This is a genomic window from Hymenobacter chitinivorans DSM 11115 (assembly GCF_002797555.1).
Lineage (GTDB): Bacteria > Bacteroidota > Bacteroidia > Cytophagales > Hymenobacteraceae > Hymenobacter > Hymenobacter chitinivorans.
This window is the reverse complement of record NZ_PGFA01000001.1, coordinates 1,395,253-1,411,765: the sequence shown is the minus strand read 5'-3', so window position 1 is coordinate 1,411,765 and position 16,513 is coordinate 1,395,253. Positions and strand designations below refer to the sequence as shown.

Annotated in this window: 14 protein-coding genes; 13 read left to right on the top strand and 1 reads right to left on the bottom strand. The window is 62.9% G+C overall.

Annotated features, from left to right (window positions below; translation table 11 throughout):
* Positions 1–248: 248 nt before the first annotated feature.
* The 13 genes from ccoN to CLV45_RS05820 all read left to right on the top strand — a co-directional run bounded on the left by ccoN (position 249) and on the right by CLV45_RS05820 (position 14,982).
* Positions 249–2,462 (top strand): cytochrome-c oxidase, cbb3-type subunit I, encoded by a 2,214-nt coding sequence (ccoN, locus tag CLV45_RS05880; protein WP_100335451.1) that lies wholly within the window; start codon positions 249–251, stop codon positions 2,460–2,462.
* A 351-nt stretch (positions 2,463–2,813) separates the two neighbouring features.
* On the top strand, positions 2,814–3,023 hold the full coding sequence (locus CLV45_RS05875; protein ID WP_100335450.1) for a hypothetical protein: 210 nt from the start codon (positions 2,814–2,816) through the stop codon (positions 3,021–3,023).
* Positions 3,017–3,328 (top strand): hypothetical protein, encoded by a 312-nt coding sequence (locus CLV45_RS05870; RefSeq protein WP_100335449.1) that lies wholly within the window; start codon positions 3,017–3,019, stop codon positions 3,326–3,328. Before CLV45_RS05875 ends, CLV45_RS05870 begins: the two co-directional genes overlap by 7 nt.
* A complete protein-coding gene (locus CLV45_RS05865; protein ID WP_100335448.1) occupies positions 3,325–4,215 on the top strand; it encodes a cbb3-type cytochrome c oxidase N-terminal domain-containing protein in 891 nt (296 codons plus the stop codon). The genes CLV45_RS05870 and CLV45_RS05865 overlap by 4 nt, the downstream gene beginning before the upstream one ends.
* A gap of 166 nt (positions 4,216–4,381) precedes the next feature.
* Positions 4,382–5,794: a cytochrome c oxidase accessory protein CcoG gene (gene ccoG / locus CLV45_RS05860; RefSeq protein ID WP_100335447.1), complete on the top strand. Its 1,413-nt coding sequence runs from the start codon at positions 4,382–4,384 to the stop codon at positions 5,792–5,794.
* A 331-nt stretch (positions 5,795–6,125) separates the two neighbouring features.
* Positions 6,126–6,599: a FixH family protein gene (locus CLV45_RS05855; protein ID WP_100335446.1), complete on the top strand. Its 474-nt coding sequence runs from the start codon at positions 6,126–6,128 to the stop codon at positions 6,597–6,599.
* Between the two features lie 76 nt (positions 6,600–6,675).
* A complete protein-coding gene (locus CLV45_RS05850) occupies positions 6,676–7,410 on the top strand; it encodes a sulfite exporter TauE/SafE family protein (RefSeq protein ID WP_100335445.1) in 735 nt (244 codons plus the stop codon).
* 47 nt (positions 7,411–7,457) lie between these two features.
* The gene (locus tag CLV45_RS05845; RefSeq protein ID WP_100335444.1) at positions 7,458–8,378 is read left to right on the top strand and encodes a universal stress protein; all 921 of its coding nucleotides are present in this window, start codon (positions 7,458–7,460) and stop codon (positions 8,376–8,378) included.
* A 48-nt stretch (positions 8,379–8,426) separates the two neighbouring features.
* Complete coding sequence (gene hemF / locus CLV45_RS05840; RefSeq protein ID WP_100335443.1) at positions 8,427–9,350, top strand: oxygen-dependent coproporphyrinogen oxidase; 924 nt, start codon at positions 8,427–8,429, stop codon at positions 9,348–9,350.
* Between the two features lie 469 nt (positions 9,351–9,819).
* Positions 9,820–10,296 carry a nucleoside deaminase gene (locus tag CLV45_RS05835; RefSeq protein ID WP_100335442.1) on the top strand — a complete coding sequence of 159 codons (477 nt, stop codon included), beginning with the start codon at positions 9,820–9,822 and terminating at the stop codon, positions 10,294–10,296.
* Between the two features lie 61 nt (positions 10,297–10,357).
* The gene (locus CLV45_RS05830) at positions 10,358–10,660 is read left to right on the top strand and encodes a lipoprotein (RefSeq protein ID WP_100335441.1); all 303 of its coding nucleotides are present in this window, start codon (positions 10,358–10,360) and stop codon (positions 10,658–10,660) included.
* Positions 10,661–10,867: 207 nt separating this feature from the next.
* Positions 10,868–13,807: a heparinase II/III domain-containing protein gene (locus CLV45_RS05825; RefSeq protein WP_100335440.1), complete on the top strand. Its 2,940-nt coding sequence runs from the start codon at positions 10,868–10,870 to the stop codon at positions 13,805–13,807.
* 119 nt (positions 13,808–13,926) lie between these two features.
* Positions 13,927–14,982, top strand: a complete 1,056-nt coding sequence (locus tag CLV45_RS05820; RefSeq protein WP_100335439.1) for a hypothetical protein — start codon at positions 13,927–13,929, stop codon at positions 14,980–14,982.
* A 99-nt stretch (positions 14,983–15,081) separates the two neighbouring features.
* Here CLV45_RS05820 and ffh read toward each other — a convergent pair whose 3' ends face one another.
* Positions 15,082–16,425, bottom strand: a complete 1,344-nt coding sequence (ffh, locus tag CLV45_RS05815) for a signal recognition particle protein (RefSeq protein ID WP_100335438.1) — start codon at positions 16,423–16,425, stop codon at positions 15,082–15,084.
* Positions 16,426–16,513 lie beyond the last annotated feature (88 nt).

The window sequence follows — 16,513 nt, the reverse complement described above, 5'->3', positions numbered from 1 at the left end:
CGAAGGTACGGCAGTTTCTGGATGGGCCAGTTCACCAAGAACAGCCTGCCAAACGCCGCCGAAGCCCTTCTGCCGTTTCGTTTGGCTCCCCTCTCTTCCCGATAACGCGCATCAAGCATTTGCGGGGCCCGGGAGTGAGATGCCCCACCCGCCTGACATCAATCAGCCCCCCACCCTGACATTCGTCATCTTTTCAAAAACCGCCCCGCAGGACCTTTGGAGCAGTAAAACCACTACTTCTGAAGGCTATGCAAGTCGAACCACTACCGCCGGTCGTCGCGCCCCACCCGCCGCTGGTACCCACTCCCCCCGCCCGGGCCGTCGACACGTTTTTCTACGACAACAAGATCGTGCGCGACTTCGGGGTGGCCACCGTCATCTGGGGCATTATCGGCATGCTGGTGGGCGTGCTGGCCGCTTTCCAGCTGGCCCGCCCCGAGCTCAACATGGGCACGGCCTACACCACCTTCGGCCGCATCCGCCCCCTGCACACCAACGCCGTCATCTTCGCCTTCGTCGGCAACGGCATCTTCACCGGCGTCTACTACTCCCTGCAGCGCCTGTGCAAAACCCGGATGTTCTCTGACCGGCTCAGCAAAATTCACTTCTGGGGCTGGCAGCTGATTATCCTCTCGGCCGTCGCCACCCTGCCCCTGGGCTTCACCACCAGCAAGGAATACGCCGAGCTGGAGTGGCCCATCGACCTGGCCATTACCCTGGTGTGGGTGGTCTTCGGCTGGAATATGTTCGGCACCATTGCCCGGCGGCGCGAGCGGCACCTCTACGTGGGCATCTGGTTCTACATTGCCACCTTCCTCACGGTAGCCGTGCTGCACATCGTCAACTCGATGGAAGTGCCGGTGTCGTTCCTGAAAAGCTACTCGCTCTACGCCGGCGTCCAGGATGCCCTGGTGCAGTGGTGGTACGGCCACAACGCGGTGGCCTTCTTCCTGACCACGCCTTATTTGGGTTTGATGTACTACTTCCTGCCCAAGGCCGCCGGCCGGCCGGTGTACTCCTACCGCCTGAGCATCATTCACTTCTGGTCCCTGATTTTCATCTACATCTGGGCCGGCCCCCACCACTTGCTCTACACCGCCCTGCCCGACTGGGCCCAGAGCCTGGGCGTCGCCTTTAGCGTCATGCTCATTGCCCCCAGCTGGGGCGGTATGATCAACGGCCTGCTCACCCTGCGCGGGGCTTGGGACAAAGTGCGCGAAGAGCCCGTGCTCAAGTTCATGGTCGTGGCCGTCACGGCCTACGGCATGGCCACCTTCGAAGGGCCCATGCTCAGCCTCAAAAACGTCAATGCCATTGCCCACTTCACCGACTGGATTGTGGCCCACGTGCACGTGGGGGCCCTGGGCTGGAACGGCTTCCTGACTTTTGCCATGCTCTACTGGCTCTGGCCCCGCCTCTACCGCACCGAGCTGTATTCCCGCCGCCTGGCCAACACCCACTTCTGGCTCGGCACCCTGGGCATCCTCTTCTACGCCCTGCCCATGTACTGGGCCGGCTTCACCCAGGGCCTGATGTGGAAGCAGTTCAACGCCGAAGGCCTGCTGCAATACCCCAACTTCCTCGAAACCGTGATGCAGATTGTACCCATGTACTACCTGCGCGGCATCGGCGGGGTGCTCTACCTCAGCGGGGTGTTCGTGATGCTGTATAACCTCATCAAAACCGCCAACGCCGGCTCCCTGCTGGCCGACGAAAAAGCCCAGGCCGCGCCCCTGCTGCCCGCCGAGCTGGTCGAGGAGCACCAAGGCGGCCACTGGCACCGCTGGATCGAGCGCCGCCCCGTGCAGCTCAGCATCGGCGCCACCATTGCCATCCTCATCGGCGGGGCTATTGAAATGATTCCCACCTTCTTGGTCAAGTCCAACGTGCCCACCATCGCCGCCGTCAAGCCCTACACCTCCCTCGAATTGCAGGGCCGCGACATCTACATCAAGGAAGGCTGCTCCAACTGCCACACCCAGATGGTGCGCCCCTTCCGCTCCGAAACCGAGCGGTACGGCGAGTACTCCAAAGCCGGGGAGTTCGTCTACGACCGGCCCTTCCTCTGGGGCTCCAAGCGCACCGGCCCCGATTTGCACCGCGTGGGCCAGAAATACCCCCACTCCTGGCACTACAACCACATGCTGGACCCCACCAGCATGTCGCCCGGCTCCATCATGCCCGCCTACCCCTGGCTCTTCGACAATAGCATCGACTACAGCACCCTGCCCCGCAAAATAACGGTGCTCCAAAGCCTGGGCACGCCCTACCCCGCCGGCTACGCCCAGCAGGCCGTAGCCGACGCCCAGCACCAGGCCCAGGGCATCGTGCAGGAGCTGCGCAAAGAGGAAATCGAGGTCAAGTCCGACAAGGAAATCGTGGCCCTGATTGCCTACCTCCAGCGCCTGGGCACCGACATCAAGGTCAAACCCGAGCAGGTAGCGGCCGCCGCGGCTGAGTAAACAAAATTACCCGTCCTGTCGAGCCCAGCGAGACATCTCGCGTGCTGACGTTGCCACGGTAATCGGTCCTGCCACCCCGCCCGAACGGCTACCGCCTCCAACGGCGGAGCCTTTTACCCCGGTAGCGGAAGCTCCCACTCCAACGGCGGAAGCTCCCACCCCGACGGCGGAGCTTCCCACAACGACGGCGGAGCTTCCAACCACGGTGGCGGAGCTTCCCACAACGACGGCGGAGCTTCCCACAACGACGGCGGAGCTTCCCACAACGACGGCGGAGCTTCCCACCATGAAGGCGAAGCTTTCCACCCCGACGGCGGCCCGCCGCAATCCTCCCCCTAATCTTCCCAATCCATGGATAAGAACGTCCTGCAATCCATAGCCGGCATTGAGGTCTACCCCCTCATTTCCCTGGCCATCTTCTTCCTCTTTTTCGTGGGCCTGCTGGCCTACGTGCTCCTCGCCAACCGCCAGCACATCAGCACCATGAGCCAGCTCCCCCTGGCCCCCGACAACACCTCCGACGAAACCCTGTACCACCTCAACCCCGACGTGTTATGCTAACCAAGCGCGCTTCCCTGCTAACTATCCTGGGCTTGTTTACCACCTATCTGGCTTCGGCCCAAACCACCGCCGCCAGCGGCCCCCAACCCACCGACATCCTGGGCTGGCTGGCCTGGTTCGTGGCCGCCGTCGTGCTCCTCTTCGGGGTGATGACCGCCACCTCCCTAGCCGCCGTTGCCGCCGAAGCCGTGGAGGCCGACCTCCACGACCAGCCCGCTCCTGCCGGGCCCGCGGTAGCCAAAGCGCCGGTGGCTGCTCCCGCTCCCACGACCACAGTTTCCACCGAGCAACTTGTGGCGGCATGAGGTTAGTTGCAACCCTTCTGCGCGGCCCCGGCGCCCTGCTGGCCCTGACGCTGGTGGCCCGTCCGGGGCTGGCTCAGGCGGCCAACACCGCGGCCCCGGCCGGCCCCGCGGCCACCGGCACCCAACAGCTGCTGCTCTGGTTTCTGCTCGGCACCCTGGCCCTGGTTATCCTGCTCATCGGGCTGCTCACGGCCACGCTCGTGGTGCGCCTGCGGCCCCAGCTGCGCCGCCTCTACGAGCTGCCCACCGTGCGCCCCACCTGGAGCGGCCGGGTCCTGGGCCTGGCCGTGGGCGACACCACCCTGGTCCGCGGCGAAGTCCGCGACGAAGTGCTGGACCACGACTACGACGGTATCCTGGAGTTCGACAACGACCTGCCCCCGTGGTGGAAGTACGGCTTCTACGCCACCATCGTCTTTGCCCTCGGCTACCTGAGCTACTACCACCTGAGCGGCACCGGCCAACTGCAAGGAGCCGAGTACGCCGCCGAAATGCAGCAGGCCGCTCTGCTGGTTTCGGCCGATGCCGACGACCCCAACCAGCTCACCGCCTACGCCGCCCTCACCACCGCCGGCGATTTGAGCAGCGGGAAGAGCCTATTCACGACCAACTGCGCCCCCTGCCACGGCGTGAATGCCGAAGGCAAAGTGGGCCCCAACCTGACCGACGAGTACTGGCTGCACGGCGGCGAAATCAACCACGTCTACAAGACCATCAAGTTTGGGGTGCAGGGCAAGGGCATGGTCGCCTGGAAAGGCAAGCTCTCCGGCAAGCAGATCCTGCAAGTCAGCTCCTACGTGCTGAGTCTGCAGGGCTCGAAACCCGCCGGTGCCAAAGAGCCCCAGGGCGAAAAGGAAGCCCCCGCCAAGCCCGTGGCCAGGCTGTAAGCTAATGACACCCCAAAAGTCGTGTCGACCATTCTGCGCACCAAGCAGAGGGGAGACATCTCGCGGGCAATGGTAAGCTAACTACTACTGCAACCTCAGCACGCGAGATGTCTCGCCTTGCTCGACATGACAACCTCTTAAAACAAGACTTTACCTCCCCCACCCCATGCCGACCACCCAACCCCAGTCCGCCGCGTCGTTCCGCGACTCCATTGCCACGGTGGACGCGGCCGGCCAGCGGGTGTGGCTGTATCCCAAGAAGCCCCGCGGCCGGCTCTACAGCCGCCGCAAGTGGCTGAGCTACGGTTTGCTGGCGTTGCTCTTCGCCGGCCCCTGGCTGCGCCTCCACGAGTTGCCGCTGCTAATGCTGAATTTGCCGGCCCGGCGCTTTATCATTCTGGGGCAAATCTTCTGGCCCCAGGACTTCTTTATTCTGCTGCTGGCCACGCTCACCTTCGTGCTGTTTATCATCATTTTCACGGTGGTGTATGGCCGGGTGTTCTGCGGCTGGGTCTGCCCCCAGACCATCTTCCTGGAAATGGTGTTCCGCCGCATCGAGTACTGGCTCGAAGGCGACGCGCCCCAGCAGAAAGCCCTGGACCGGGCCGCCTGGGACTGGAACAAAACCTGGCGCAAAACCACCAAGCACGCCCTGTTCCTGCTTATTTCCTTTTTGATTGCCAACACTTTCTTGGCCTACATCATCGGCTCGGATGCGCTGGTCAACATCGTCACCGACCGGCCCACCGACCACCTGGGCGGCCTGGCTTCGATGATCTTGTTCACCGGCTTGTTCTACGCCGTCTTTGCGCGCTTTCGGGAGCAGGTCTGCACCATTGCCTGCCCCTACGGCCGCTTGCAGGGCGTGCTGCTCGATAAAAACAGCCTGGTCGTAGCCTACGACTATCAGCGGGGCGAGCCGCGGGAGAAGAAGCGCAAAAACCAGCAACGTACCGCCGGCGACTGTATCGACTGTAACCAGTGCGTGCAGGTCTGCCCCACCGGTATCGACATCCGCAACGGGGCCCAGCAGATGGAATGTACCAACTGCACGGCCTGCATCGACGCCTGCAACACGATTATGAACCTGGTGAACCTGCCCGAGGGGTTGATTCGCCACGCCTCGGAAAACAACATTGCCCAGGGCACCAAGCCCCGCTTTACCGGCCGCATGAAGGTGCTGTCGGGAGTGCTGGCGCTGCTGCTACTGGTACTTACCGGACTGCTCGTGTCGCGGGCCAACGTGCAGGCTACGGTGCTGCGTACCCCCGGGCAGCTGTTCCAGAAAACCGACCACGGCACCATTACCAACCTCTACAATATCTCGGTCATCAACAAAACCAATCGGGCCTACCCGCTCACGCTACGGGTGCTGGAGCCGGCCCAGGGCAAGATTTCCTTAGTAGGCACCAACGGTGGCCTGCAGCTGCCGGCCCAGGGCCTGACCGAGGGCGTCTTCTTCGCCGAGCTGCCCCGCACCGCCCTTACGCGCACCAACCAGCAACTCCGCCTCGGCCTGTATTCAGGTAACGAGCTGATTGCCGAAACCAGCACCAAGTTCCTGGGCCCGGTGCAGTAAGCAAGTTCCCGCTACAAGCCAGCCACATCGACCAGCAGGCGACGTCTCGCGTGCCGAGGTTGTTTATCCTGCCTTTTTTGGCTGTCATCCTGAGCAAAGCGAAGGACCTTCTTCGCCTACCCCACCAAAGGGTGAGCAACGTGACAAAGCTTTATTCCAACTCAGCACAAAGGGTTTGTCCCATTTAATAAGCCTTGTCACCAAGGCGAGGAAGGTCCTTCGCTCCCCTTCGCTTTGCTCAGGATGACGGGCGAAGGGCAGAGATGCTTCGCCTACGTGGCCGCCCAATCACGCATGGCCGCTCTTTTTAACACTTCCCAAGCTTCCCACTATGGCAACCGCTCCCACTTCCAAGCGCACCTTCTGGCCCTACGCCATTATTCTGGCCTTCGTGCTCTTTGCCGGCTACATCGGCTTTATGGTGCAGCAGGCCATGCGCACCAGCGTCGATTTGGTCAGCCCCGACTATTATAAGCAGGAGCTGGCCTACCAGCAGCGCATGGAAACCGAGGCCCGCACCGCCGCCCTGCCCGCCCCCGTGCAGGTAATTCTCGACGCCGACGCCCGGCGCCTCACGCTCACGCTGCCTGCTTCCCTGGCTGGCCAAGCCGTGCAGGGCCGGGTGCATTTTTTCCGCCCCTCCGACCAGCAGCGCGACTTCAGCCTGCCCCTGCAGTTTGGCCCCAATCAGCAGCAGCACATCAACACCAGCCAGATGCAGCCCGGCTACTGGCGCGTCCGCCTCGACTTCACCGCCGGCGGGCAGGCGTATTTCGTGGAAAGAAATATCACCCTGGGCACCTGATTTTCGTCATGCCCGACCCGGCGGCGGCGGCGGAACTTGCCCTCAGTTTCCGTCACGCTTCATTTCGTCTTAACCAATGCTCTGGGCCGGGTTTGTTTTTGGGTTACTGGGCAGCTTCCACTGCGTGGGCATGTGCGGGGCCATTGCCCTGGCCCTGCCCGGCCGCCCCGAGGCCGCCTCGGCTTCGGCCGGTTACGTAGGCGGCCGCCTGCTCTACAACCTGGGCCGGGTCACGACCTACTCGGGGCTGGGCGCGGCTACCGGCCTGCTCGGTCACAGCCTGCGCCTGGCTGGCCTGCAGCAAAGCCTGTCCATTGCCTCGGGCCTGCTGATTTTGCTGCTCGTTGGGCTGCCCCCGCGCTACGCCGATGCCCTGAGCGCCGGGCTGGGCCTGCGCCGGCCCCTGGTCTGGGTGAAGAACACGCTGGCCCGACTGTTTCAGCAGCATTCGTGGCGGGCCCTTTTTCTTACCGGTCTGCTCAATGGCCTGCTGCCCTGCGGCTTGGTATACCTGGCACTGGCCGGAGCCCTGAGCGCGCCGGGCGTGCCGGGCGCGGCCGCCTACATGGCCTGCTTCGGCCTGGGCACCTTGCCCCTGATGCTGGGTTTCTCCCTTACCGGCCGCCTCGTGCCGTTGCCCTGGCGCACCCGCATGCGGCGGGCCGTGCCCTACGTGGCTTCCCTGCTAGCCATGCTCTTTATTGTGCGGGGCCTGGGCCTGGGCATTCCCTACCTAAGTCCGCAGCTCCGCTCCGCTACAGCCTCCAAAAATCAGCCGGCGGCCCTGCATTCGATGCACTACTGCCGCTAACTCCGCTTCGTCATTACCGCCTTTTCCCTTTCGCTAAGCTTCCGTTCATGAAAACCATTCTCGTTCCTATCGACCACACTGCGGCGGCTGAACACACCCTGGCCTACGCCAACAAGCTGGCCGTGCGCTGGCCGGCCGAAGTGGTGCTGCTCTACTGCCACCCCACCCCGGTCGTGGCTCCAGCCCTAGCCGCCGAGCTGGCCAATGAGGAACAGCGGCTGCGGAGCCTGGTGGAGCGCCTGCGCTACCAGCAGCTTACCCGCCAGGACGGCCGCCGGATTCAGTACCGCTACCGGATCCTGAGCGGCTGCCTCCACGACCATGTGCGGCAGGAAGCCCAGCAGTGCGCTGCCAACCTGGTCGTGATGGGCCTGGAGCACATTGACTGCGGTAAGCAGGCTGCCCCCGGCAACCACGCCGCGGCCATTGCCGAGCTGGTAAGCTGCCCGGTGCTGGTGGTACCGCCCGGCCGCCGGGCCCTGCCCAGCCGCCTGGTTTTCGCCGCCGATTTTACCAGCCTGGGCGCCTCTGTGCTGCCCCGCTTGTCGGCCCTGCAGGAGGCATTTCCGGCCCACCTGGATTTGGTCCACTTTTACGCGCCCACCCAGCGGCCCCACCGCCGCCAGCTCAAGCAGGCCGTGGTAAAAGCCGCGGCCCAGTTGCCCTGGCTGGTGGTGGCGCCCAACCTGCTCGAAGACGACGCCCCGCTGGAAGGCACCAACGAGTTTTGTGCCCGCCACCAGGCCCAGCTTCTCATCATTGCCCCCGGCAGTCAGGCCCAGCTGCTGCGCTACTTCGACTCCTGCTACACCACCACTCGCGCCTACCACACCCAGATTCCGGTGCTCGTACTGCGGGCCGTGGAGCGTCAGCCTACCGTGGCTTGCTGCGACCGGTGCGCCGAACGCCTGGCCCAAACCAAGCCCCCGGTGGCGCTACCCGATTACCACGCCATTCGCTGGGCTTAGCCCCGGTTTCCTCTTCTCTCACCGCCGACTTACCCGTTTTTCCTACTTATGCATACCGTTGCCGCTCCCGCCGTTGCCCCGCCCCGGGTTATTGTTGAAAACTGGATGCGCCAGTTCCAGGACTGGCTGTGCCACCGCCTCGAATCGGCCGACGGCAGCGGCGTGCGGTTCCGGGAAGATGCCTGGCAGCACGAAGGCGGGGGCGGCGGCCTCACCCGGGTTATCCAGCACGGGGCCGTGCTGGAAAAGGGCGGCGTAGCCTTCTCGGCCGTGTGGGGTGAAATGAGCGCCAAAGCCGCCCAGCAGCTGCTCATGCCCGATGCCCGCTACTTCGCCACGGGCGTCTCGGTGGTGCAGCACCCGCGCAGCCCCCGGGTGCCCATTTCGCATATGAACGTGCGCTATTTCGAGGCCGGCAACGGGGAAGCCTGGTTTGGTGGCGGCCTCGACCTGACCCCGATTTACGTGGACGAGCAGCAGGCCCGCTGGTTTCACCAGCAGATCCGGGAAATCTGCGACCGGCACCACCCCGACTACTACGCCCGCTTCAAGCAGTGGGCCGACGAGTATTTCTACCTGCCCCACCGCCAGGAAACCCGGGGTGTGGGCGGCATCTTCTTCGACCGGCTCACCGTGGGCAAAGATGGCTCGTTTGAGGAGCTCTTCGCCTTTATTCAGGATGTGGGGGAAGTCTATGGCCGAGCTTACGGCACTATCATGCGCCAGAACGCCAAGCTCCCGTATTCCGAGCGGGAAAAGCAGTGGCAACTGGTGCGCCGGGGCCGCTACGCCGAATTCAACCTGGCCCTTGACCGGGGCACCCGCTTCGGGCTCGAAACCGGGGGCCGCCCCGAAAGCATCCTGATGAGCCTCCCCCCGCAGGCCGAGTGGCACTACAATCAGCAGCCCGAGCCCGGCTCCCCCGAAGCCGCGACCCTGCAGTGGCTGCGCCAGGGCGTAGCGTGGGCCTAGGCTGGATTCAGGGACTTATCTGGGCTCTTGGTAAGTGCGAAAACCGAAAAGTGCGGGCATAAAAAAAGGACGCCGATACGACGTCCCCTTTTCCACAACCAAAACACCTAAAAAACTATTCTTTCAGAAAATTCACGCGCAATTCCTGTGCCATAAATTGTTTTTAAGGATCTAAAAGCGGCTGATTATCTGATTATTTTTTGCTGCCATTTTCTCTCGGCATACCAAAGCTTGGTTTGACAGCACCGGGCCGGCGCGCACTAGTGGCGCCGGCTTGGGCCTACCGGGGTAGCGCTTTTTCCTTTGCACTCGGCAGCACAGCAGCAATGGTTGCCCGAATCATTTTCTTTTTCAACCACTTACCGACCAACCCAGCTACTTATATTCCTTTACTTCCATTTAAGCCCATTTGGCAAGAGTAACGGGTGTGGCGTATCTTGCAAGCTTTTCCCTCCTACTCTCCCCTCTTATGGAAGCTCCCCGCGACGAATTCATGCGCGAAGCCATTCGCCTGTCCATTGAAAAAATGCAAGCCGGCTACGGTGGTCCGTTTGGAGCCGTCGTGGTCAAAGATGGCCGCATCATCGCCCACGGCTTCAACCAGGTAACCAGCACCAACGACCCCACTTGCCACGCCGAGGTGGATGCCATCCGCAAGGCTTGCCAGGAGCTGGGCACCTTCCAGCTTGACGACTGCGACTTGTATACCAGCTGTGAACCTTGCCCCATGTGCCTGGGCGCCATCTATTGGGCCCGCCCCCGCCGCGTGTTCTACGGCAACACCAAGCAGGATGCCGCCGCCATCGGCTTCGACGACCAGTTCATCTACGACGAAATCGAGAAGCCCCTGGCCGACCGCCAGATTCCGATGACCCAGCTGCTGCGCGACGAAGCCCTGGCCGGTTTCCGGGCCTGGGAAAACAAAGAAGGCAAAACGGAGTACTAAGCGTACGACGCCCGTTTCACCGAAAAGGCCTCTGCGGAGGCCTTTTTTATGTTCTAACCTTATGAAAAAGCCTTTTTTGTTTGCTCTGACGGCCGTGTTGCTGAGCGCCTGCGGCACCACTCCCGAGGAGCAGCGGGCCATTGCGGCCGTGGAGCAGTACGTGCAAAAGCAGGTGGGCGGCAACATTACGCCCATTCACTCGGAAGCCCACACCGGCCACCAGGAAGACGCGCAGGGCCGCAACCGCAGCGGCTATACCGTGGAATACACCTTCGAAATGGAACCGACCCCAGGCAAGAAAGAGGAAGTTACGGCCGTGTACTTCGCCGATTCGGCCGGCAACGTAGTGCCTTCCACCAAGTGAAGCCACTGCACGACTAGGCGGCAAACACAGGTAGTTTCTTCAATACGTTCTATTTAATACCCAAACAGTACGAAACTATTCTCCGCGGCAGAATCTTATTCTACCAAGCCTTTTGAAGCACCATAGAGGCTTTTGCTTGGTATAATTACAATTAGATTTCTGCCTTTGAAACACGTTGCCGCTACTCTTTATCTGATATTACTATTGATGCTGCCGGCCTGGGGGCAAACCGGGAGCTGGAACCCGCCGGGTGCCGACACCTCCTACCCCCGGACGTTGCTGCGGGCGGCGGCCCTGCCCGAAGTGCAGGCCTCCCTGCTCCGGCAACCGGCCCTGGGCCTCTACCAGGGGCTCTACCAGAGTGCCTCGGCCCAGCCCACTCCCGACAATGCTTCGGCCGACGGGCGGCGGAGCCGGGCTACGCTGGCCAAAAACGCCGCCTTCGTGGCCCTGCTCGACCGGAAAGCCGAAAACAACACACTCAGCCCCCTGCCGGCCGCCGAAAAAGCGGCCCTGCTGGCCAACGCCCGCGGCCTGCTCGAAACCATCAATACCGACGTCGAAGTCTACGCCTCGCTGAGCAACCTGTCGTCGTACAACGAGTGGCAGTGGCGCTCCAAGGAGCTCATTGACTACCTGATAGCCTACGACTTGCTGCGCGGGGCAGGCGAAACGACCTCCTCCCTGGCCGCGGCCCGGCTCCGGCTGCAGGCCTTTGCCGGCAACCTCGACTCCCAGGCCGTCAAGCCCTTCCGGCCAGTGAGCTTCATGAGCTACGAGTTTTTCAAGCAGGTCAAGAACAACCACGCCCTGATGACGGCCGCCGCCCTGGGCATGGCCGCCGTAGTGCTCAACGACGTGGGCAGCGCCACCGCCGTGAGCCGGCGCCCCACCTCCTGGATTAATGACGGGCTTTACAACCTCGACAACATACTCTGGCAGGACCCGCAGCGGCAGTCGGACCCGGCGAAGGTGGCGGGCTACGCCGAGGGGCCGTATTACTTCAAGTACGCGTTTCTCAACTGTCTGCCATTTTTCCGGGCCCTGGGCCACTTCCTGCCCGACAACACGCTGACTTACACGTTTGGCGGCAGCTCCCGGATTATCCGCAACCCGTATTACGACCCGCGCTACGACCAGCTCTACGACTGGATTACGGCCATTCTGCTGCCCGATGGTCGGTTGCCCGCCCTGGAAGACTCCTACGTGGACCTGGGCATGCCCGAGCTGGCCCTCACCGGCAAGAGCCGCTACGTGCGGCCCCTGCACTTGGGCAACTTGTCGGGCCGGCAGCTCAACTCCCTGACGGCCCAACTGCGCGACGCCACCGTGGATATGCGCGCCGCTTACCTGGCCGCCAACCTCACCCCCACCGAGCCCACCAACGCCCCGCTCACGGCCCTGCCCGCCAGCGGCAACCTGGTATTTCGCTCCGGCAACGACTCATTGGCCACGTATCTGCACGTGAATGGCAAGAGCGGCGCGGCCCAGGCCAATTCCGGCGGCCACAGCCAGGCCGACGCCAGCAGCTTTTTGCTTTTTGCCCACGGTCAGCTGCTGGCCCTCGACCCAGGCTACCTCAGCTACGGCCGCCGCGACTCCCTGGGGCAGGCTACCAACCACAACATGCTGCTCGTCGACAATGCCGGGCCGGCCATTGGGGCACCCGGTGCTGCCAACGATGCGGCGGCCAGCATCCGCACCACGTTCCAGACCGAGAAGCTCAGCTACGGGGAAGTGCAAACGGCGTATAAAGCGGCCACCATTACCCGAAAAACCCTGTTTGTGCGCAACAGCTACTACCTGCTGGCCGATTTTGTGCAGGCCGGCGCAGCCCATTCCTACACCTGGCAGCTGCACGGCTACGGCCTGGAAAACGGCCCGCCAGCCACGGGTACCTTCACCGATAACCTGGCCGGGCACGAAGGCATCTGGCAGAAAAACGGCGTCAGCCTGCTGGCGCACGTCACGGCTACGGGCGGGGCCAGCAGCTACGCCAAAGCCACCAACCGCCACGAGCTGAGCTACAATCTGTCCGAAAAGCATACCACGCTGCTGGTCCAGAAAAGCGGCGCGGCGGCCACGCAGTTTCTGGCGGCGCTGGTGCCCTTCACGGCCACCGCTCCGCGCCTGACAACCAGCAGCACCGCCACCACGGCCGCCCTCACCAGCACCGCCGCCGACTTCCAGGATCTGGCCTTTGCCCAAACCGACACCGTGCTAACGACCAGCGTCAGTACCCTGCTGCCCCAGCCCGTGCAGGCCGATGGGCTGGTGAATTTCTTGTCCCTGGACGCAGCTGGCGGTTTCGCCCAACTGTTTCTGGAGCAGGGCACCACGCTTTCCTACGGCGCGGCCCCGTTCATCAGCTCGGCCAAACGGGCTACCATCAGCTGGCAGCGGACCGGCGCCACGGCCTACGCCGGCTACGTGAGCCGGGCCACCACCTTAGCCATTCCCCTGGGCACTGCGCCGACGGCCGTTACGGGCCCCGGCGTCAGCAGCTTTAGCTTCGATGCAGCCAGCCAGCAGCTCCGTATTGTTCTGAGTCAGGCCTCTGGGTTTCGCGTGACCCTGCCCGCTGCCGGCGGCAACGTGCTGCCCGTGGAGCTTATCGGCTTTACGGCCAGGCGCGTGGGCCGCGGCGTACAGCTGGCCTGGCAAACGGCGTCGGAGCACCAGAACCGCGGCTTTGCCGTGGAGCGGCGGACCACTTCGGAAAGTCAGTTCCGCGAAATTGGGTTAGTCAACGGCCGCGGCACGGCTACTACTGCCCAGCCCTACTCCTACCAAGACGCCGCTGCCCCCACCGAAGCCGTGTACTACCGCCTGCGGCAGTTGGACGAGGACGGCCACCCTACCTACTCGCCGGTTGTGGCCCTGGCGGCCGCGGCCGTGGCGCCCGGCCTGAGCGTCGCGCCCGTGCCGACCCAGGATTTTTTGGCCGTTACCCTCACCGGCACCGCCGCTCAAAGCGTGGAGCTGACGCTGCTGGACCAGCAGGGCCGGGTGGTACTGCGGCAGGCCGCGCAAGGCGAAACCCGACTGACCGTCAGTAATCTGCTGCCCGGGCTGTACTTTCTGCGCGCTACGGATGCGGCTGGCAATTTGGTGGGCAAACCCCAGAAAGTGCTGATTGCGCGGTAAACGAGCCAGGTAGCGGAGAATTCCCAGTGCCGCCGGCAGGGGCCTGTCGGCCGTTCTTTGACAGTAATGGAGTATCATTGGACTCCCAGCCATTCGCCTCCCTCCTACTTTTTACGCCAATGCCCCACCAGAACCCGGTACTTGCCCCGTATTTGGAGCAGCAAATTCAGGAGGCACTGCGGGAAACCGACCCGGTGGTTGCCAATCTGCGCATTACGCGCTGTCATTATCTGCTTTCCCAGGCGCTGGAGCAAGTTTTAGGGCCGGGGGCCGGGGCCAATTTCCACACCTGGGCCGTGTGGGGCTCGCGCAAAGCGGGCGTCACAATTCGCCAGCAGGATTTGGACCAGGCCCGCCGCGACGGTTCTATCGTCGGTGGTGTTGTGGGGGCCCTGGTGGGGGTGCTCAGCGGCTGGCTATTGCAATTTCCCCCGTTCGGGCTGCCCGCAGCGGCCTTGCTGGGCACCGGCTGCGGCATTGCCGTTGGCCAGCTGATTATCCGCCACAGCCGACGGGTATCGGCTCAGCTGATTCTGGTCGGCAACCGCACGGTGCTGGAAGACATTGGTACCCAAACAGCCCGGTTTATCGGCCGGTTTGCCCCACTAACGCGGCCCCAACCCACCGACCTGGACGATTTTCTGGCCGAATTGCACCCTGGCGTTGCGGCCGACAACGGGCAGGAGCTGCTGAGTCAGGCCTTTCGGCAGTATTTCACCGCTGCCACCACCACCGACCCGGCCCTCAAGCAACAAGCTACTTATCTGGCCAACTGCTTTGCCGTCTGGCATGAGCACGTGCGGCTGGAGCCCTACATTCGCGGGGCCATGCCGCTGATTATCCGCCGGTGCGTCACCGAGCGGCTGCTGCAGTTTGATATTGGTCCGCGGCGGCTGGCGGTGGCCCAAGACGTGCCCACGGGTGGCTCCTGCCTCCTAACGCCGGCCGCGCCCGAACAGCAGCAAGCCCTGGCCCGGCTGACTGCCGTAGGTGGCCCCATTGGTCAGCTGGCCAGCACCGCCGCCCACGACTGGACCCAGATTCAGCAGCGCATGCGCTACGTCTTTGCCTTATTTCACACCTTCCACACCGATACCCTGGTGGCTTCGGCGCCTTACAGTCCGGCGCAGCTAACTACCATCGCAGCCGGTCAGCGGCCCACTGGCGCACTATAACAGCCTGTTTTCAGCCCAACTTTAAAATACACCGGCCCGGACGCTACGAGCATCCGGGCCGGTATGATATTTAGCCTGATAGCAAATTCTAACGCGCGCCTACTTGCCGCGCATGCCCATCATTTTGGCCATTTGCTGCATGCCGCCCTTGGTCGAGCTCATCTTGTTCATGGTGCGCATCACTTTGCGCATGTCCTCGAATTGCTTCATCAGGTTGTTGACCTGCTGAATGTCGGTGCCGGAGCCTTTGGCCAGGCGGCGGCGGCGGGAGCCGTTGAGCAGCTCGGGCTGGGCGCGCTCCTGCGGGGTCATGCTCTTGATGATGGCCTCAATCGGCTTGAAGGCGTCGTCGTCGATATCCACGTCCTTGATGGCCTTGCTCATGCCCGGAATCATGCCCACCAGGTCCTTGAGGTTACCCATCTTCTTGATTTGCTCGAGCTGGGAGAGGAAGTCGTCGAAGTTGAACTGGTTTTTGCGAATCTTCTGGTTGATGCGCTTGGCCTCGTCCTCGTCGAACTGCTGCTGGGCCCGCTCCACGAGCGAAATTACGTCGCCCATGCCCAGAATCCGCTGCGCCATCCGGTCGGGATAGAACATGTCCAGGGCTTCCATCTTTTCCCCGGTGGAGATGAACTTGATGGGTTTTTCGACCACGGCCCGAATCGAGAGGGCCGCGCCGCCGCGGGCGTCACCATCGAGCTTGGTGAGCACCACGCCGTCGAAGTTCAGCCGGTCGTTGAAGGTCTTGGCCGTGTTTACCGCGTCCTGGCCCGTCATGGCATCCACCACAAACAGGGTTTCCGACGGGTTGATGGCCCGCTTCACCTGCTCGATTTCGCGCATCATCTGCTCATCCACGGCCAGGCGACCGGCGGTGTCGATGATGACTACTTTCTTGTTATTTTTCTTGGCGTAGGCAATGGCGTTCTGCGAAATCTCGACCGGGTTCTTGTTTTCCGGCTCCGAGTACACCTCCACGCCCACCTGCTCGCCCAGCACTTTCAGCTGGTCGATGGCGGCGGGGCGGTAGATGTCGCAGGCCACGAGCAGCACCGTGCGGTTTTGCTTCTTGATAAAGGTAGCCAGCTTGCCGGCGAAGGTCGTTTTGCCCGAACCCTGCAAGCCCGAGAGCAGAATCACGGCCGGGTCGCCCTTGAGCACCACGTCTTCCTTGGTGCCGCCCATCAGCTGGGTGAGCTCGTCGTACACGATTTTGGTCATGAGCTGGCCCGGCGACACGGTGGTCAGCACGTCGCGGCCCATGGCCTCATCCTTAATCTTGTCGGTGACTTCCTTGGCCACCTTGTAGTTCACGTCGGCATCGACCAGCGCCCGGCGGATTTCCTTGATGGTGGCCGCAACGTTGATTTCGGTGATGCTGCCCTGGCCCTTGAGGGTCTTGAAGGCTTTGTCGAGCTTGGTACTTAAATTATCGAACATCGGTAGATGTGCTGCTTAGTTGCGTGGGTAATGCGGCGGCCGGCAAGCAAAAACGCTACGACGGCCCGCTGATTTTGAGAAGAGAAGG